The sequence below is a fragment of the Curtobacterium sp. PhB78 genome (genome assembly GCF_003751685.1).
Taxonomy (GTDB): Bacteria; Actinomycetota; Actinomycetes; order Actinomycetales; family Microbacteriaceae; genus Curtobacterium.
This window is the reverse complement of record NZ_RKIA01000002.1, coordinates 278,114-295,768: the sequence shown is the minus strand read 5'-3', so window position 1 is coordinate 295,768 and position 17,655 is coordinate 278,114. Positions and strand designations below refer to the sequence as shown.

Sequence of the window (17,655 nt, the reverse complement as noted above, 5' to 3'; positions counted from 1 at the left end):
CGGTGTGTCAGGCCTCGTCGCGGCAGCGAAGGAGGAGGAGTGCCGAGTACATCGAGTCCACGGTAGCACCGGCGGGCTGCTGTGTGACAAGCGCGTGACGCGGGGGCGGCCAGGCACGGTCCGAGCCGGACACCGGACGGGGGCGAGCGGTCACGACATGCCGCGGGTCGGCCGCCGAGCGGTCACGTTCTGTCACCTGAGCCGCGTCCAGGCGACAGTTCGTGACCATTCAACGGACGTGAGCGGCGTGGCACTGCGGTGCGGCACACGTCCACGCGACCACGCGACGGCCGGGAGGCACGGTGCCAGCTGGCACCGTGCCTCCCGTCCGCCGCGTGGTGCGACCAGAGCGCGGCGTCAGTCGACCGCGAGCGCCTCGGTCGGGGGCACGCGCATCGCACGCCGCACCGGCGCGATCGTCGCGACGACCGCGAGCACGAGCGCCCCGACGACGACGATCCCGATGGTGAGCGGCGGCAGCACGGGCGTGACCGGGTGCCCGAGCGACCCGAGCAGCGTCTGCCCGCCGACCCAGCCGTAGAAGGTGCCGAGCACGAGCCCCGAGACGACGGCCGCGACGACCATCTGCACGGCCTCCGTCACGATCATCCGGCGGACCTGCGCCCCGGTGAGACCGAGCACCCGCAGCAACCCGAGCTCGCGTCGGCGCTGCAGGACCCCGAGTGCCAGCGCGTTGACGACCCCGACGGCGGCGATCACGGCCGAGAACCCGACGATGACGCTGACGACGGCGTTGAGCTGCACGAAGAAGTCGCGCTGTGCCTGCACCATCTCGGTCGTCATCTGGCCCTGTCCCATCTGCTCGAGCTGGGCCTCGAGCACGTGCTGCATGATCCCCAGTGCGACGGCGAAGGTGACGAGCAGGGTGACGCCGATGACGAGCCCGATCGTCGCCCGCGAGGACCGACCCGGCGCACGCATGGCGTTGCGGCCGGCGAGCAGGACGACGGGGTCGTGTGAGCCGATCCGACCGATGAGCTGCAGCACCGGCGGCATCACGATGGTCGCTCCGACGGCGACGCCGGCGAACGACACGAACCCGCCGAGCGCAGCCGGCAGCACCGCGATCGGCGAGCTCGCACTGACCGCGAGCCCGATGAGCATGAGCGCCGCGCCGCCGGCCATGAGCACGATGGCCCAGACCTTGCGGGCGGTGCCCGAGCGGACGTCGTCGTGGCTCGGTTCGACGCTCGAGGACAGCGCCTCGAGCGGGGTGACGGTCAGCACCCGGCGGGAACCCGCTGCGAACGCTCCCCAGGTCGCCAGGACCACAGCCACGACCGGGAGCACGAGTTCCCACGGCAGGAGCGTGTAGTCGGTGTCGGGCAGGAACCCGTTGCCGCGCAGGACGACCACGAACACCGCGGACAGCCCGGTTCCCACGACGGCGCCGATCAGTCCGCCGAGCACCCCGACGACCAGTCCGGTCCGGGTGATCCGGGCCCGGAGCGTCGCGCCGGTGGCACCGACGAGCCGCTGCAACGCGATGATGCGGGTCTGCCCGGCGATGAGGGTCGCGCAGGTGTTGGCGGTGACGATCGCGCCGACGTACAGCGCGATGCCGAGGAACAGCCACCCGACGACGGACAGGATCGCCCTGACCGGCCCGAGGTCGGCGAGCCCGGCAGCGCCGAGCGCCTCGGTCACGATGCCCGGGGCGATGACGAGTGCCGAGCCGAACGTGGTGCCGAGCGCCGCGACCAGCACGGTGGGGGCGAAGGAGCGGACGCCGTTCACGCTGCCGCCTCCATCCCCAGCATCGTGGTGGAGATCGCGCCGGCGTCCATCGCCGGGCGGTCGGCGACGACCCGGCCGTCGGCGAGGAACAGGATCCGGTCGGCGTTGGCGGCGGCGACGGGGTCGTGCGTCACCATGACGACGCTCTGGCCCCACTCCTGCACGGCCCCGCGCAGGACCGCGAGCACGTCACGGCCGGTGCGCGAGTCGAGGGCTCCGGTCGGCTCGTCGGCGACGACGACCGCCGGCCGCGAGGCGAGTGCCCGGGCGATGGCGACGCGCTGCTGCTGCCCACCCGACAGCTGGTGCGGCCGGTGCGACAGCCGGTTGCCGAGTCCGAGCTGGTCGACCAGGCGGTCGATCCACGCGCTCTCGTCCTTCGACGGCTTGTGCCCGCCGAGCAGGAACGGCAGCCGGATGTTCTCGCTGACGTCGAGCGTCGGCACCAGGTTGAACGACTGGAACACGAACCCGAGCCGGCGGCGACGCAGCTCGGTCAGGTCCTTGTCACCGAGCCCCGTGATGTCGACCCCGTCGATCTCGATGCGGCCCGCGGACACCGCGTCGAGGCCCGCGGCGACGTGCATGAGCGTCGACTTGCCGGACCCGGACGGCCCCATCACGGCGGTGAACTCCCCCGCGCCGATGTCGACGCTGACGTCGTCGAGCGCCGTCACCCGGCGTGCGGCGTCGCCGTAGTGCTTGGACACGTGGTCGAGTCGGATGATCGGAGCGTGGCTGGTGGTCATGCACCAACGATGGCGTCCGGGAGGCCCGCCCCGCGTACGTCGGGCGGCTCCTGTGGATGAGCCGCTCGGCTCGACTTCCTGTGGACGGGTCATCCGATCGGATGACGTCCGTCAGTCGGCCTTGCTCACCAGCCCGTGCTCGTGCGCGAACACGACGAGGCGCACGCGGTCGCGGAGTCCGAGCTTCGTCAGGACCCGCGAGATGTGGGTCTTCACGGTCGCCTCGCTGACGTACTCGTGTTGCGCGATCTCGCTGTTGCTGAAGCCGCGGGCCGCCAGGTCGAAGATCTCGCGCTCACGCGGGGTGAGGTCGTCGAACGTCGCCGGCACGGTCGCGGCCTGCTCGACCGAGTCGTCGTAGCGCCGCAGGAGTTCCCGCGTCGCCGAGGCCGCGAAGACCGCGGTGCCGGCGTGCACGGTCCGCACGGCGGCGAGCAGGAACTCGGGGTCGGCGTCCTTCAGCACGAAGCCGCTCGCCCCGGCCCGGATGGCCTTCGCCGCGGCCTCGTCGAAGTCGAACGTGGTCAGGACGAGCACCTTCGCGCCGTCGGTGCCGGCCTGTTCGACGATGTGCGCGGTCGCCGTGATGCCGTCCATCACGGGCATCCGGACGTCCATGAGCACGACGTCCGGACGGGTGCGCCGGACGAGTTCGACGCCCTCGGCACCGTCGCCCGCCTCGCCCACGAAGTGCAGGTCGGGTTGGGAGCCGATGAGCATCCGGATGCCGGTGCGGAAGAGTGCCTGGTCGTCGACGAGGGCGACGCGGATGCGGCCGTCGGCCGGCGGGGTGGTGGTCATCGGGCGGTGCGCTCCTGCTCGGTCGGACTGATGGTCGGGGCGGGGGCCGACTCGGCGGTCGGGCCCGCAGCCGGGCTCGCGGTCGGGCTCGTGGTCGGGCTGATGCGCCCGCGGGGCATCTGCCCGCTCGCGGGGACGGCGGGCATGCGCACGGCGACCTCGAAGTCAGGGCCGCGGACCCCGGCGGTCATCGTGCCCCCGGTCATGGTGGCACGCTCGCGCATGCCGACCAGGCCGTGCCCGGTGCCGGGACCCCGGGTGCCGTCGTCGGCGCGGCGGTTCACCACCGCGATCTCGACGGTGTCCGGGCGGTAGGTCAGTGATGCGTGCACCGGCGTGCCGGGCTCACCGTGCTTGTAGGCGTTCGTCAGGCTCTCCTGCACGATCCGGTACACCGCGAGCTGCGTCGTGGTGGGGAGGCCGGTCGGGTCGCCCTCGCGCTCGACCCGGACGTCGAGGCCGACCTGGCGCATCTCGCCGACGAGCCGGTCGATGTCGTCGATCTCCGGCGTCGGGACGGTCCCCTGCTCGTGCCGGAGCGCGCCGAGGAGCTCGCGGACGTCGCCGAGGGCCCGGCGGGCGGTGGTCGAGATGGTGCCGAGGGCCTGGTCGGCGACGGCGGGGTCGGCCTTCAGCGCGTAGCGGGCTCCGTCCGCCTGGGCGATGACGACCGCGAGCGAGTGCGCGACGATGTCGTGCATGTCGCGGGCGATGCGCACGCGCTCCTGTTCGACCGCGACCGCTCGGTCGGCACGGGCGGCGTCGCGTTCGGCGAGCAGCTGGGCCTCGCGGCTCATGCTCGCCGACCGGCGGGTGCGGACCACGAGGCCCGCCAACCACGGCAGGAGCAGCAGGAGCAGGACGACGGCGAAGTACGAGACCGTGACCTGCACCGACTCCTGGAACGGGGTCGACGCGGTCTCGATCGTCAACCGGTTGCGGTAGTCGTCGACGCCGATGTACAGGGCCGCGGTGACGGACCCGACGATGGCCGAGACGAGTCCGGCCAGCCGCACCCGCCGACTGCCGTAGGCGCTCGTCGTGTAGAGCACCGCGGCGATGAAGGCGTTCGAAAGGTCGGGCATCTGGCCCGTGACCATCTCGAAGACCGCGAACACCCAGGCGACGGCCAGTGCGAGTCCGGGCGACAGCCGTCGGAGCGCGAGGGCAGCGGTCATGCCGACGACCGTGACGATCGCGAGCGGGGAGTCCATGCCCCGCGCCGAGGTGATCAGCACGAGCGAGCCGAGCACCACGGCGATGACGACGTCGGTGATGACCTGCGCGCGCAGCATGGGACGGAACACGCGTCCACGGTACGGCGCTCGGCTCACGGGCGCGTCCCTCGTGTGGATGACTCCTGGCGCCGGACGCTCAGAAGCCGAGGCGTCCGAGCTGCTTGGGGTCACGCTGCCACTCCTTGGCGACCTTCACACGGATGTTGAGGTACACGTGCCGACCGCCGAGCAGCGACTCGATCTCGACGCGGGCGCGGGAGCCGACGTCCTTCAGGCGCTCCCCCTTGTGGCCGATGACGATCGCCTTCTGGCTGTCGCGCTCGACGAACAGGTTCGCGAAGATGCGCAGCGGCCCGTCGGCGTCGTCGTCCTCGTCCGGCTCGACGATGTCCTCGATCACGACGGCGAGCGAGTGCGGCAGTTCGTCGCGGACACCCTCGAGCGCGGCTTCGCGGATGAGTTCGCTGATGCGCTCCTCGTCGGTCTCCTCGGTCACTGCCGACGAGTCGTACAGCTGGGGCGACTCCGGCAGCAACGAGGTGATCTCGCCGAGGAGGTCCTCGAGCTGCAGGCCCTTCGTGCCCGACGTCGGGATGATCGAGTCCCAGTCGCGGAGCCGGGAGACGGCCAGCAGCTGCTCGCCGACCTTGTCCTTCGAGGTGCGGTCGATCTTGGTGACGATCGCGACCTTCTTGGCCCGCGGGTACTGGTCGAGGGTGTCGTTGATGAAGCGGTCACCCGGGCCGATCGGCTCGTTGGCGGGGACGCAGAACCCGATGACGTCGACGTCACCGAGCGTGGACTGCACCAGGTCGTTGAGCCGCTCGCCGAGCAGGGTGCGGGGACGGTGCACACCCGGGGTGTCGACGATGATGACCTGGCCGTCGGGCCGGTGCACGATGCCGCGGATCGCGCGACGGGTGGTCTGCGGCTTCGACGAGGTGATCGCGACCTTCTGGCCCACCAGCGCGTTCGTCAGCGTGGACTTGCCCACGTTCGGACGCCCGACGAACGAGACGAAGCCCGCGCGGTAGGGCTTGCCCGAGGCGGTTGGGGTGGAGTCGGAGTCGGTCATGCGTGCGTGGTTCCCGTCGTGGTGGTGGCGTCGTCGAAGGCGTCCTCGACACCCGCGAGGGCGTGAGTGCGTTCGGCGAGCACGGTGATGAGGTGGCGGCGCTTGCCCTCGACCCGGTCGGCCGTCAGGACGACGCCGGACACCGTGACCGTGTCGCCGGAGACCGCCAGGTGGCCGAGCTCCTTGGTGAGCAGACCGCCGGCGGTGTCGACGTCGTCGTCGTCGAGCTCGATGCCGAACAGGTCGCCGAGCTCGTCGACGGGCAGTCGGGCCGAGATGCGCCAGAGGCCGGGCTCGACCTCGACCCGGTCGACCACGGCGCGGTCGTACTCGTCGGAGATGTCCCCGACGAGCTCTTCGATGAGGTCCTCCATCGTGACGAGACCGGCGACGCCGCCGTACTCGTCGACGACCAGGACCAGGTGGTTCTTCGCAACCTGCATGTGCCGCAGGGTGTCGTCGGCGGCCTTCGACTCCGGCACGAACTCGGCCGGACGCAGCAGCCGGGTGACCCGCTCACTGCCGGACCCCGGTCGCTCGTACAGCGCCCGCGACACGTCACGCAGGTACAGGACGCCGAGGACGTCGTCGCTGTCCTTGCCGGTGACGGGCATGCGGGACACCCCGGCGGCGAGGAACTGCTCCATGCCCGCGGCGAGCGTGTCCGAGCCGTCGACCGTCAGCATGTCGGTGCGCGGCACCATCACCTCGCGCACGAGGGTGTCGCTGAACTCGAAGACCGAGTGGATGAGTTCGCGGTCCTCGTCCTCGAGCACGTTGCTCTCGGTGGCCTCGTCGACGAGGGACAGCAGTTGTTCTTCGCTCGACACCGTCGAGGCGCTGCGGCCGCGGCCCGGGGTCACGCGGTCACCGATCCGGACGAGCAGACCGGCGAGCGGACCGAGCACGATCCGGACGGCACGGACCAGGCCGCCGGTGGACGCCAGCAGCCGTTCGGCGTGCGCCCGTCCGACGCTGCGCGGACTCGACCCGACGAGCACGAACGACACGGCCGTCATGATCGCGGCGGAGACGATGAGCGCCACCCACCAGCTGTCGAACGCCCGCACCAGGGCGATCGTGACGAGCACGGCTGCGGCGGTCTCGGCGAGCACGCGGAAGAAGTTCAGGGCGTTGACGTGCGCGCCGACGTCGTCCGCGATCGCCTCGAGCGCACGACGACGCTCGTTGCCGCGGGCGATCTCGTCGAGGTCGGCACGGGACACCACGGAGAGCGCGGCGTCGCTCGCGGCGAGGAGCCCGCCGAGCACGACGAGCCCGAGCGCGACCGCGAGCAGACCGACGACGACGAGCATCGGCTACCGACCCCGGCGCTGGGCCGCGAAGGCCGTCAGGATCTCACCCTGCAGCCCGAACATCTCGGCCTTCTCGTCCGGCTCGGCGTGGTCGAACCCGAGCAGGTGCAGGATGCCGTGGCAGGTGAGCAGCAGCATCTCGTCGGTGCTGGAGTGCCCGGCGGTCTTCGCCTGTTCCTCGGCGACCTGCGGGCAGAGCACGATGTCGCCGAGCAGGCCGGCGGGCGTTGGGTCCTCTTCGGTGCCCGGTCGGAGCTCGTCCATCGGGAAGCTCAGGACGTCGGTGGGGCCGGGCTCGTCCATCCACCGCACGTGCAGCTGCTCCATCGCGCCCTCGTCGACCAGGACGATCGCGAGTTCGGCGTCCGCGTGCACGTGCATCGCGTCGAGGGCGAACGCGGCGAGGCGCTGGATGGCTGGCTCGTCCACCTCGACCCCGGACTCGTTGTTGAGCTCGATGCTCACCGGTTGCCTCCTCGGGCGTCGTTCTGGGGGTACGGGGGTCGCTGGCGGTCCTGCGGCGGCCGACCACGGCGTTCGGCGCGGTTGGCGCCGTCGGGGTTGCCGACCGGCGCGCTGCCACGGCCACCGGGACGGTGACCGGCCTGCTCGGCGAGGCGTTCCTCGTCGTAGACGGTGTAGGCGTCGACGATGCGACCGACGAGCGTGTGCCGCACGACGTCCTCGCTGCCGAGGCGGGCGAAGTGGATGTCCTCGACCGTCTCGAGGATCCGCGTCACGAGTCGGAGTCCGGACACGTTGCCCGGCAGGTCGACCTGGGTGATGTCACCCGTGACGACCATCTTCGAGCCGAACCCGAGACGCGTCAGGAACATCTTCATCTGCTCGGGCGTCGTGTTCTGCGCCTCGTCGAGGACGACGAACGAGTCGTTGAGCGTCCGGCCGCGCATGTACGCGAGCGGCGCGACCTCGACCGTGCCCGCAGCCAGCAGCTTCGGGACCAACTCGGGGTCCATCATCTCGTTCAGGGCGTCGTACAGCGGCCGCAGGTACGGGTCGATCTTGTCGGTGAGCGTGCCCGGCAGGAACCCGAGCCGCTCGCCGGCCTCGACCGCGGGACGGGTCAGGATGATCCGGGTGACCTCGCGCCGCTGCAGGGCCTGCACGGCCTTCGCCATCGCCAGGTACGTCTTGCCGGTGCCGGCGGGGCCGATGCCGAACGTGATGGTGTGCTCGTCGATGGCGTCGACGTAGGCGCGCTGCCCGTCGGTCTTCGGCCGCACGGACTTGCCGCGGCTCGACACGATCGGCGTGCCGAAGGTGTCGGACGGCTTGCGGTCGTCGTCGAGGATCCGTGCCGACATCGGGATGTCCGACGGGCCGATGTCCTGCCCGCGCTTGACCATGCCGACGAGTTCGTCGACGAGCGCCTTCGCCCGCGCGACCTCGCGCTCGGGCCCGGTGAGCGTGACCTCGTTGCCGCGGACGACGACCTTGACGCCCGGGTACTGCCGTTCGACGGTCTTCAGCAGGCGGTCCTGGGGACCGAGGAGCTGGACCATGGCGATGCCGTCGACCTGGAGGGCGACGGAGACGACCTGGTCGTCGTCGGTGGTGGGCTGTGCTGGTTCGTTAGCCGGCAAGGGTGCCTTCCTGCAGTTCACCTGCGAGTACGTGCGCGTGCACGTGGAACACGGTCTGACCGGCGGCTTCGCCGGTGTTGAAGACGAGACGGAACTGGCCGCCGGCGCGCTCGTCGGCGATGCGCTGCGCGGTGGCGACCAGGTGGGCGAGGAGGTCGGGGTCACCGGCCGCGAGTTCGGCGACGTTCGCGTACTGCTCGGTCTTGGGGATGACCAGCACGTGGACGGGTGCCTTCGGGGCGATGTCCTCGATCGCGATCACGCGGTCGTCCTCGGCGACGACGGTCGCCGGGATCTCGCGCGCGATGATCTTGCTGAAGACGCTGGGCGTGCTGGTGCTCATGACTCCATCGTAGAACGCAGGACCGACCTCGGGCCTTCCCTCACCAGCGCCCGAGTCCGGCCTGCAGGATCGCGAGTGCCGCGGGACCGGCGGTCGAGGTCCGCAGCACGCTGTCGCCGAGCCGGACCCTGATCGCTCCCGCGGCTTCGAGCCGCTCGAGCTCGGAGGCGTCGATGCCGCCCTCCGGCCCCACCACGAGGGCGATCTCGTCGAGGTCCGCCGTCGGTTCCCAGGTCGCGAGCCGCACGGTCGCGGTGGGGTCGAGCACGAGCACCGCAGCACCGGCACCGAGCGCGGCGACGAGCTGCGCCGTCGTGACGAGCGGCCCGACCTCGGGCACCCGCGACCGGATCGCCTGCTTCGCGGCCTCGTGCGCGATGGCCGTCCACCGCGATCGACCCTTCTCGACCTTCGGGCCCTCCCACCGGGAGACACTGCGCGCGGCTGACCACGGAACGATCCGGTCGACGCCGATCTCCGTCGACGCCTGCACCGCCATCTCGTCGCGGCCGCCCTTGGCGAGGGCCTGCACGAGCGTCAGCGACGGGACCGGCAGCGGGTCGACGGACAGCGATGCCACGGACAGCACCAGCGAGTCGCGAAGGACGGACTCCACCGCACCGGACACGACGGTCCCCCGTCCGTCCGAGAGCCGCAGCGTCTCACCGACCCGCACGCGCGAGACGGTCACGGCGTGCCGCCCCTCTGCCCCGTCGAGCGTCACGGAGCCACCGACGGCGACCCCGTCGAGCGACTCCACGACGTAGAGCGATGCCATCAGAAGTTGAAGAAGCGGTCGCGGAGCTTGCCGAACATGCCCTGCTGGAACCGGGCGAGCTGCGGCGCCGACGCCTTGTGCGACTTCGCGAGCTGCTCGACGAGCTGGCGTTCCTTGTGCGACAGCTTCGTCGGGGTGACGACCTGCACGCCGACCCGGAGGTCGCCGCGGCCGCTCCCGCGCAGCTTCGTGATGCCGCGGTCCTTGATCACCAGGACGTCCGCGCTCTGCACCCCGGGACGGATCTCGAGCTCGACGGGCCCGTCGAGTCCGTCGATCGTCGTGGTGGTGCCGAGCACGGCGTCGGTCATCGCGACCTCGAGGGTGGCGAGCAGGTCGTCACCGTCGCGGCTGAAGACGTCGTCGTGCCGCACCCGGATCTCCAGGTACAGGTCGCCGGAGGGGCCACCGGCGGGGCCGACCTCGCCCTGGCCGGGCATCTGCAGGCGCAGGCCCGAGTCGACGCCGGCGGGGACGTCGACCGGCACGGTGCGACGGGCGCGGACGCGGCCCTGACCCTGGCAGGTCGGGCAGGGGCTCGGGATGACGGTGCCGTAGCCGCGGCAGGTGCCGCACGGGGCGCTCGTCACGACGTTGCCCAGCAGCGAGCGGACCTGGCGCTGGATGTTGCCGGACCCGCCGCAGATGTCGCAGGTGCGCGGGCTGGTGCCGGGTGCGCAGCACGACCCGTGACAGGTCTCGCACAGGACGGCGGTGTCGACCTCGACGTCCTTGTGGGTGCCGAAGACGACCTCGTCGAGGTCGACGTCGATGCGGAGCAGGGCGTCCTGCCCGCGCTCGGCACGGCTGCGGGGACCACTGCCCCGGCCGCCACCGCCACCGCCGCCGAAGAAGGCGTCGAAGATGTCGCTGAACCCGCCGGCGCCGCCACCGAAGGGGCTGTCGGCCTGGGGCCCGGCGTCGTACCGGCGCCGCTGCTCCGGGTCGCTCAGGACGTCGTACGCGTGCGTGACGTCCTTGAACCGCTCGGCTGCCTCTGGAGCAGGGTTCACGTCCGGGTGGAGCTCACGCGCCAGGCGGCGGTAGGCCTTCTTGATGTCGGCATCGGAGGCGTCTCGCTGGACGCCGAGGACGTCGTAGTGGTCTGCCACGTATCCCTCAGTCGGTTGTGTTCGGTCGGTCGGTCGGTGTTGCAGTCGATCAGTGTTCGCCCAGCAGCTTGGACAGGTACCGTGCGACGGCCCGGACGGCAGCCATGTTCGTGCCGTAGTCCATCCGGGTCGGTCCCAGGACACCCAGGCGTGCCACCTCGCCGCCACCGGCGAGGTACCCGCCGGCGACGATGCTCGTGGCGTCGAGCCCGTACTCGGCGTTCTCGACGCCGATGCTCGCCGCCACCGCGATGTCGTCCACCTGCATCTCCCCGAACAACCGGAGCAGGGTGACTTGTTCCTCGATCGCTTCGAGCACCGGGAAGAGGCCGCCGGAGAAGTCCTGCTCGCTCTTCGCCAGGTTGGCGGCACCGGCCATCACCAGGCGGTCCTGACGGTTCGCCGCGACCTGCTCGATGAGGGTCGCCACGACGACCCCGCCGAGCGCCTGGGCGTCGGGCCGGAGCTGTTGCGGGACCGCACGGAGCGCGGTGGGCACGTCCTGCAGCAGGAGCCCCACGGCCGCGCCGTTCAGCACGGAGCGGAGTTCGGTCAGCAGCGGCTCGTCGAGCGCGACGTCGGTCTCGACGACGCGTTGTTCGACCCGGGCGGTGTCGGTGATGAGCACGACCATGAGCCGGGCGTCGCCGAGGCGCACCAGCTCGACGTGCTGCACCCGGGCGCGCACCATCGAGGGGTACTGCACCAGGGCGACCTGGTTCGTGAGCTGGCTGAGCAGGCGCACGGTGCGGCCGAGGACCTCGTCGAGGTCGTTCGGGGCCCCGAGGAAGGTCTCGATGGCGTGCCGCTGGGCGCTCGTCAGCGGCCGGGCTGCGGCGAGGTGGTCGACGAACAGCCGGTAGCCCTTGTCGGTCGGCACCCGGCCGGACGAGGTGTGCGGCGCGACGATGAGCTGCTCGTCCTCGAGCAGGGCCATGTCGTTGCGGATCGTGGCGGCACTGACGCCGAAGGCGTGCCGCTCGACGATCGTCTTGGAGCCGACCGGTTCACGGGACGCCACGTAGTCGCGCACGATGGCCTTCAGGACCTCGAGGCTGCGTTCACTGACCACGAGCGCTCCTTCCTGGTCGACCTGGCACTCGGACGTGTCGACTGCTGATCCTACGCCCGCACGACTGCACCCCCGATACGCTTCCGGCATGACCTACGGACAGCAGCCCGGTGGCCCGCAGAACCCCAACGGGCCCCAGTACCCGGGCGGGTACACCCCGCCGCAGCCGATGAGCCCGGAGGACCAGCGCCTCTGGGCCACGCTGACCCACATCGGCGGGATCTTCTTCAACTTCGTCGCCCCGCTCGTGGCGTACCTGGTGCTGCGCGACCGCGGCGGCTTCATCCGCGAGCACACCCGGGTCGCACTGAACTTCCACATCACGATGGGCATCGCCTACGTGGTATCGGGGATCCTCACGCTCGCACTGATCGGGGCACTGTTGCTCCCGATCATCGCGATCCTGACGATCGTCTTCGGCATCATGGCGGCGGTCGCCGCGAACCAGGGCCAGTTCTACCGCTACCCCCTGTCGATCGAGTTCATCAAGCAGTAGGGACGCCGGTCAGTCCAGCAGCTCCCGCACCACCGCGTCGGCCAGCAGGCGACCCTGCAGGGTCAGGTCGATGCGTCCCCGCACCGCGGCCGACCCGTCCACGAGACCGCGTGCGATGAGGCCGGCGACCCGGCCACGGGCCTCCTGGCGGATCTCGCTCGTCGCGAGCTCCCCGCGGACCCGCGCGGCGAGGAGCAGACGCTCGACGTAGCGGGTCTCATCGTCGATGACCTCGCGCCCGGCGGCCGGCGACTCGCCGGACAGCACCCGGTTCGCGTACGCGGCCGGGTGCTTCACGTTCCACCAGCGCGTGCCGGCGACCGCGGAGTGCGCGCCGGGGCCGACACCCCACCAGTCGTGGCCCTTCCAGTAGGACAGGTTGTGGCGACTCGCGTGCGCGTCGCCGCGGGCCCAGTTCGACACCTCGTACCAGGAGTACCCGGCGTCGCCGAGCACCTGGTCGGCGAGCTCGTACATGTCGGCGGCCAGGTCGTCGTCGGGGGCGGGGAGCTCCCCGCGCGCCACCATGCGGCCCATGGCGGTGCCGTCCTCGACGATGAGCGAGTACGCCGACACGTGGTCGGGCTCGCAGGCCAGCGCGGCGTCGAGCGAGGTGCGCCAGTCGTCGAGGGACTCCCCCGGTGTCGAGTAGATGAGGTCGAGGGAGACGTCGAGCCCCTGCTGCTTCGCGAGGTCGACGACGACCGGCACGCGCAACGGGTCGTGCGTGCGGTCGAGGGTCGCGAGGACGTGCGGGACCGCGGACTGCATGCCGTAGCTGATCCGGTTGAACCCACCCTCGCGCAGCGTCTGCAACGAGGACGCGTCGACCGAGTCCGGGTTCGCCTCGGTCGTGACCTCGGCGCCGGGCAGGATCCCCCACGTGTCGTCGATGGCCCGCAGGATCATCGCCAGGTCGGACGCCGGCAGCATCGTCGGGGTCCCGCCACCGAAGAACACGGTCGACACGGGCCGGCGCGGGACGCCGGAGCGGTCGAGCACGGTCGCGGCCCACTCGATCTCCCGCACGGCGTGGCCGGCGTAGTCGTCGCGGCGCACGCCGCGGAGCTCGGACGCCGTGTACGTGTTGAAGTCGCAGTAGCCGCAGCGCACCCGGCAGAACGGCACGTGGACGTAGACCCCGAACGGTACGGCCGCCGGGTCGGAACCGGCGGCGGAGCCCGCCGCGGCTCTCGGCACGATCAGTCCGTCAGCGGGTGCCGGATCGGCGATCGGGAGAGCACTCGGCATGGAGTCCATTGTCCGTCATGATGGACGCATGGAGCACCACCCCGTCCCCACCACGGTCCTGTGGGACATCGACGGCACCCTCGTGATGAACGCGTCGTCCCCGGGCAACCTCTACCACCTCGCGCTCGAGCGTGCGGTCGGCCGCGACCTCACCCTGCGCGTCGGGCACCAGCACGGTCGGACCGATGCCGGACTCATCGCCGAGCACGTCCGTGCCCACGCGTTCGAGGACACGATCATCCCGACGGTCAGCGGCCACCTGCGCGACCTCACCGCCGAGCGGCACGCCTCGGGCGACCACCGGTCCCCCGTCCCCGGTGCCACCGCGCTGCTCACCCGCTTCGCGGAGCTCGGGTGGCGGAACGGCCTGCTCACCGGCAACTCCGAGTACCGCGCACGCGTCAAGCTGGCCGGTGCCGGGTTCGACGAGGGCCTGTTCGACTGGGACCACTCCTACTTCGGCGACACCGAGGTGGAGCGTGCGGACGTCACCACCCGTGCGGCGGCGGAGCTCGCCGGCACCCGTGCGGTGATCGTCGGCGACACCCCGCGTGACGGCGAGGCCGCGGACGCCGCCGGCATCCCCTTCCTGGCGGTCGCCACCGGGGTGTTCGACGTCGAGGCGCTGCGGGTCACCAACGCGGTCACGGTCGCGCGGGACTGCCGGGTCGACGCCGCGCTGATCGAGGACGCCATCGCGGCGCTGCCGCCACTGCGCTGACCCGGCGCGCACGCGCACAAAGCACACGCACGCAAGCACGCACGCATGCACACGCACGCAAGCGCTCGCAAGCACGCGCTCCCCGCTAGTCGCCCCGCAGCGCCGCCAGGTACTGCTCCGCCATCACCTTCTGCTGCCGTCGCAGCAGCGGCGCGACGAACTGCCACTTCCGGCTCGACGGCTGCGAGAACTGCCGGATCTGCAGCCACACGGAACCGTCCGACGTGCGCTCGACGACGAACGACTCCTCGCCGGAGAGCGGGTGCCCCTCGAGCGTGCCGTACGCGAAGCCCTTGCGGTCGTGCTCGTCGATGATCGACACGACCCGCACGGGCGCCTGCACCGTCCGCCCGAAGGCGTGCATCGTGAGCGTCGCCGACGTGCCGGCGGTCACCAGCGGGGTGCCGTCCGGCGCGAACTTCTCGACCCGGGGCGTGCCGATCGAGGCCGGGGCGATCGGGACACCGTCGTCGTCGAACGTCACCGGGTTGTACCGGACCTCGTCGTCGTCGGGCTGTTCCTCGACGCGCACGCGGATGCCGCTGCGCTCCTGGATCTGCCACGTCAGGGCCTGCGTCACCGCAGTCTCGAACCGCTGGTCGCCGTGCCCGATCCGGGCACGCGACTCGGTGGGGGTGAACCCCTCGGGCGGGTACGTCATGAGGTCCGACGCCTGGGTCGCCCCCACCGCGCCGTAGGTCAGGGCGGTCCGGTAGCTCCCGCGGATGCTCATGCCGTCAGCCTACTTGCGCCTGCCCCGTCGGATCGAACCGATCACCGCTCAGGTCGCGTCGGCCAGGTCGCGTCGGCCGGGTCGCGTCGTCGGGTTCGCGTGCACCCCGAACTGGAGGCCCGACACCCGCCCGCCCCGCCCCTATCGTTGCAGCGTGCCCCGCTCCACCCCCGCGCCCTGGCGGTCCGTCGACCGTCGGACCGCGACGCTCGCCGCGCTCACGCTCGTCGCCTTCGGCGCCGCCGCACTCGCGCGTGTCCTCGTCGACGCGACGACGGCGAGCATCGGCTCGTCGACGCGGTACGTCACCGTGCCGGCCGCGCAGTGGGACACCTTCGACACCGCGAACGCGATCGCCGCGGTCGGTGCGTGCTGCGCCGGAGCCGGGGTCCTGCTGTTCGGCGCCAGCCTCGTGTCCGCCGTGCGGCGGCACCGGGCCACGCGGATGCCGCAGTGGCTCGGCGCCGTGACGATCGCCCTGGCCCTCGGCGCCGTCGTATCCGGGATCGCCGCGACCCAGCAGACGGACTTCGGTGCGGCCGCCGGGCTGGTCATCCTGCGGACCGCACTGGCGGGACTGGCCGCCGCGAGCCTCCCGGCCCTCTGCCTGGCCGTGCTGCGGGCGCGGGCCGCTCGGACCCGCTGACCCGTCGCTACTTCTTCTTCTCTTCCACGTCGCCGGAGAGCGCGGCGATGAAGGCTTCCTGCGGGACCTCGACCCGGCCGATGGTCTTCATGCGCTTCTTGCCCTCCTTCTGCTTCTCGAGGAGCTTGCGCTTTCGGGTGATGTCACCGCCGTAGCACTTCGCCAGGACGTCCTTGCGCATCGCTCGGATGCTCTCGCGGGCGATGATCCGCGCGCCGATGGCCGCCTGGATCGGAACCTCGAACTGCTGGCGCGGGATGAGCTTGCGCAGCCGCTCGGTCATCAGCGTGCCGTAGGCGTAGGCCTTGTCGCGGTGCACGATCGCACTGAACGCGTCGACCTGGTCGCCCTGCAGCAGGATGTCGACCTTGACGAGGTCGGCCGCCTGGTCGCCGATGGGCTCGTAGTCGAGCGACGCGTAGCCCTGCGTCTTGCTCTTCAGCTGGTCGAAGAAGTCGAACACGATCTCGCCGAGGGGCATCTCGTAGCGGATCTCGACGCGGTCCTCGCCGAGGTACTCCATGCCGAGCAGCGAGCCGCGGCGCGACTGGCACAGCTCCATGATCGCGCCGACGTAGTCCTTCGGGGCGAGGATCGCCGCGCGGACCATGGGCTCGCGGACCTCGACGATGCGGCCGCCGGGGAACTCGGACGGGTTCGTGACCTCGGTCACGGAGTTGTCCTCGTTCGTGACCTCGTAGATCACGCTGGGCGCGGTCGTGATGAGGTCGAGGCCGAACTCGCGCGAGAGCCGCTCGGTGATGATCTCGAGGTGCAGCAGGCCGAGGAACCCGCAGCGGAAGCCGAAGCCGAGCGCCACGGACGTCTCGGGCTCGTAGACCAGCGCCGCGTCGGAGAGCTTGAGCTTGTCGAGCGCGTCGCGGAGGTCCGGGTAGTCCGACCCGTCGATCGGGTACAGGCCCGAGAACACCATCGGCTTCGGGTCCGTGTAGCCAGGCAGGGCCTCGGTCGCGGGCTTCTGCGCGCTCGTGACGGTGTCGCCGACCTTGGACTGGCGGACGTCCTTCACGCCGGTGATCAGGTAGCCGACCTCGCCGACGGAGAGCCCCTTCGTCGGGATCGGCTCGGGGCTCGACACCCCGATCTCGAGGATCTCGTGCGTCGACTTGGTCGACATCATCTGGACCTTCTCGCGCGGCTTGATCGAGCCGTCGATCATCCGGATGTACGTGACGACGCCGCGGTAGCTGTCGTAGACCGAGTCGAAGATCATCGCGCGGGGCGCGGCCTCGACGTCGCCGACCGGTGCCGGCACACGCCGGACCACCAGGTCGAGGAGCTCGGGGACGCCGACGCCCGTCTTGCCCGAGACGCGCAGGACGTCCTCCGGCTTGCCGCCGATCAGCTGCGCGAGCTCGGCCGCGTACTTCTCGGGTTCGGCTGCCGGCAGGTCGATCTTGTTGAGGACCGGGATGATCTCGAGGTCGTTCTCGAGCGCCAGGTACAGGTTCGCCAGCGTCTGCGCCTCGATGCCCTGGGCGGCGTCGACGAGCAGGATCGCGCCCTCGCACGCTGCCAGGGACCGCGAGACCTCGTACGAGAAGTCGACGTGCCCGGGGGTGTCGATCATGTTGAGCGCGAAGGTCTCACCGTCGAGCTCCCACGGCATGCGGACGGCCTGCGACTTGATCGTGATGCCGCGCTCGCGCTCGATGTCCATGCGGTCGAGGTACTGCGCGCGCATCGCGCGCTCCTCGACGACGCCGGTCATCTGCAGCATGCGGTCGGCCAGCGTGGACTTGCCGTGGTCGATGTGCGCGATGATGCAGAAGTTGCGGATCGCGCCGGCCGGGGTCGCGGCGGGCTCGAGCGGAGCGGATGCTTGTGGGCTCACGGTTCCTCAGGTGGGTCGGACGGTCGGCCCAGTCTCCCATGCTTCACCCGCTCTGGAGGCACGGCGCGGCTGCGCGACGTGCGATGCGGAACGCGGGGCGGGCCTCC

The 17,655-nt window shown here is 71.2% G+C and carries 18 protein-coding genes; 3 read left to right on the top strand and 15 right to left on the bottom strand.

The window, feature by feature from the left end:
- Positions 1–357: 357 nt before the first annotated feature.
- From EDF53_RS05110 to hrcA, 12 genes are all read right to left on the bottom strand, one after another.
- Positions 358–1,758, bottom strand: a complete 1,401-nt coding sequence (locus EDF53_RS05110; RefSeq protein WP_123292556.1) for an ABC transporter permease — start codon at positions 1,756–1,758, stop codon at positions 358–360.
- Positions 1,755–2,507 carry an ABC transporter ATP-binding protein gene (locus EDF53_RS05105; protein WP_123292555.1) on the bottom strand — a complete coding sequence of 251 codons (753 nt, stop codon included), beginning with the start codon at positions 2,505–2,507 and terminating at the stop codon, positions 1,755–1,757. The genes EDF53_RS05110 and EDF53_RS05105 overlap by 4 nt, the downstream gene beginning before the upstream one ends.
- A 111-nt stretch (positions 2,508–2,618) precedes the next feature.
- Positions 2,619–3,308 carry a response regulator transcription factor gene (locus EDF53_RS05100; protein ID WP_111085737.1) on the bottom strand — a complete coding sequence of 230 codons (690 nt, stop codon included), beginning with the start codon at positions 3,306–3,308 and terminating at the stop codon, positions 2,619–2,621.
- On the bottom strand, positions 3,305–4,615 hold the full coding sequence (locus EDF53_RS05095) for a histidine kinase (protein WP_260215215.1): 1,311 nt from the start codon (positions 4,613–4,615) through the stop codon (positions 3,305–3,307). Before EDF53_RS05095 ends, EDF53_RS05100 begins: the two co-directional genes overlap by 4 nt.
- Positions 4,616–4,682: 67 nt before the next feature.
- A complete protein-coding gene (era, locus tag EDF53_RS05090) occupies positions 4,683–5,621 on the bottom strand; it encodes a GTPase Era (protein ID WP_123292554.1) in 939 nt (312 codons plus the stop codon).
- Positions 5,618–6,937: a hemolysin family protein gene (locus tag EDF53_RS05085; protein ID WP_123292553.1), complete on the bottom strand. Its 1,320-nt coding sequence runs from the start codon at positions 6,935–6,937 to the stop codon at positions 5,618–5,620. Before EDF53_RS05085 ends, era begins: the two co-directional genes overlap by 4 nt.
- A gap of 3 nt (positions 6,938–6,940) precedes the next feature.
- Positions 6,941–7,402: an rRNA maturation RNase YbeY gene (ybeY, locus tag EDF53_RS05080; protein ID WP_123292552.1), complete on the bottom strand. Its 462-nt coding sequence runs from the start codon at positions 7,400–7,402 to the stop codon at positions 6,941–6,943.
- Entirely contained in the window at positions 7,399–8,460 is a 1,062-nt protein-coding gene (locus EDF53_RS05075; RefSeq protein ID WP_228505182.1) for a PhoH family protein, read from the bottom strand. Before EDF53_RS05075 ends, ybeY begins: the two co-directional genes overlap by 4 nt.
- Before the next feature lie 70 nt (positions 8,461–8,530).
- Positions 8,531–8,884, bottom strand: a complete 354-nt coding sequence (locus EDF53_RS05070; protein ID WP_123292550.1) for a histidine triad nucleotide-binding protein — start codon at positions 8,882–8,884, stop codon at positions 8,531–8,533.
- A gap of 40 nt (positions 8,885–8,924) precedes the next feature.
- A complete protein-coding gene (locus EDF53_RS05065) occupies positions 8,925–9,662 on the bottom strand; it encodes a 16S rRNA (uracil(1498)-N(3))-methyltransferase (protein ID WP_123292549.1) in 738 nt (245 codons plus the stop codon).
- Complete coding sequence (dnaJ, locus tag EDF53_RS05060; protein ID WP_111085744.1) at positions 9,662–10,774, bottom strand: molecular chaperone DnaJ; 1,113 nt, start codon at positions 10,772–10,774, stop codon at positions 9,662–9,664. Before dnaJ ends, EDF53_RS05065 begins: the two co-directional genes overlap by 1 nt.
- Before the next feature lie 49 nt (positions 10,775–10,823).
- On the bottom strand, positions 10,824–11,846 hold the full coding sequence (gene hrcA, locus EDF53_RS05055) for a heat-inducible transcriptional repressor HrcA (RefSeq protein WP_123292548.1): 1,023 nt from the start codon (positions 11,844–11,846) through the stop codon (positions 10,824–10,826).
- Positions 11,847–11,934: 88 nt separating this feature from the next.
- Between hrcA and EDF53_RS05050 the strand changes: the two genes are divergently transcribed.
- Positions 11,935–12,342 (top strand): DUF4870 domain-containing protein, encoded by a 408-nt coding sequence (locus EDF53_RS05050; RefSeq protein ID WP_248703468.1) that lies wholly within the window; start codon positions 11,935–11,937, stop codon positions 12,340–12,342.
- Positions 12,343–12,351: 9 nt separating this feature from the next.
- Here the strand turns inward: EDF53_RS05050 and hemW are convergent, their stop codons facing one another.
- A complete protein-coding gene (hemW, locus tag EDF53_RS05045) occupies positions 12,352–13,593 on the bottom strand; it encodes a radical SAM family heme chaperone HemW (protein WP_123292547.1) in 1,242 nt (413 codons plus the stop codon).
- A gap of 28 nt (positions 13,594–13,621) precedes the next feature.
- Between hemW and EDF53_RS05040 the strand changes: the two genes are divergently transcribed.
- On the top strand, positions 13,622–14,314 hold the full coding sequence (locus EDF53_RS05040; protein WP_185003103.1) for an HAD family hydrolase: 693 nt from the start codon (positions 13,622–13,624) through the stop codon (positions 14,312–14,314).
- A gap of 85 nt (positions 14,315–14,399) precedes the next feature.
- Here the strand turns inward: EDF53_RS05040 and EDF53_RS05035 are convergent, their stop codons facing one another.
- Entirely contained in the window at positions 14,400–15,047 is a 648-nt protein-coding gene (locus tag EDF53_RS05035; protein WP_111085748.1) for a DUF1990 family protein, read from the bottom strand.
- Positions 15,048–15,201: 154 nt separating this feature from the next.
- Here EDF53_RS05035 and EDF53_RS05030 point away from each other — a divergent pair, with 154 nt between their 5' ends.
- Entirely contained in the window at positions 15,202–15,693 is a 492-nt protein-coding gene (locus EDF53_RS05030) for a hypothetical protein (RefSeq protein WP_123292545.1), read from the top strand.
- Between the two features lie 7 nt (positions 15,694–15,700).
- On the opposite strand, the gene lepA is transcribed toward EDF53_RS05030, so the two are convergent.
- The gene (gene lepA, locus EDF53_RS05025; protein WP_123292544.1) at positions 15,701–17,548 is read right to left on the bottom strand and encodes a translation elongation factor 4; all 1,848 of its coding nucleotides are present in this window, start codon (positions 17,546–17,548) and stop codon (positions 15,701–15,703) included.
- Between the last annotated feature and the right edge of the window lie 107 nt (positions 17,549–17,655).

Bases quoted from the DNA above. Each gene is read 5' to 3' on its own strand.
- EDF53_RS05105 (WP_123292555.1), bottom strand. From the start codon at position 2,507: ATGACCACCAGCCACGCTCCGATCATCCGACTCGACCACGTGTCCAAG.
- EDF53_RS05100 (WP_111085737.1), bottom strand. From the start codon at position 3,308: ATGACCACCACCCCGCCGGCCGACGGCCGCATCCGCGTCGCCCTCGTC.
- era (WP_123292554.1), bottom strand. From the start codon at position 5,621: ATGACCGACTCCGACTCCACCCCAACCGCCTCGGGCAAGCCCTACCGC.
- EDF53_RS05085 (WP_123292553.1), bottom strand. From the start codon at position 6,937: ATGCTCGTCGTCGTCGGTCTGCTCGCGGTCGCGCTCGGGCTCGTCGTG.
- EDF53_RS05075 (WP_228505182.1), bottom strand. From the start codon at position 8,460: ATGGTCCAGCTCCTCGGTCCCCAGGACCGCCTGCTGAAGACCGTCGAA.
- EDF53_RS05070 (WP_123292550.1), bottom strand. From the start codon at position 8,884: ATGAGCACCAGCACGCCCAGCGTCTTCAGCAAGATCATCGCGCGCGAG.
- EDF53_RS05065 (WP_123292549.1), bottom strand. From the start codon at position 9,662: ATGGCATCGCTCTACGTCGTGGAGTCGCTCGACGGGGTCGCCGTCGGT.
- EDF53_RS05050 (WP_248703468.1), top strand. From the start codon at position 11,935: ATGACCTACGGACAGCAGCCCGGTGGCCCGCAGAACCCCAACGGGCCC.
- hemW (WP_123292547.1), bottom strand. From the start codon at position 13,593: ATGCCGAGTGCTCTCCCGATCGCCGATCCGGCACCCGCTGACGGACTG.
- EDF53_RS05040 (WP_185003103.1), top strand. From the start codon at position 13,622: ATGGAGCACCACCCCGTCCCCACCACGGTCCTGTGGGACATCGACGGC.
- EDF53_RS05035 (WP_111085748.1), bottom strand. From the start codon at position 15,047: ATGAGCATCCGCGGGAGCTACCGGACCGCCCTGACCTACGGCGCGGTG.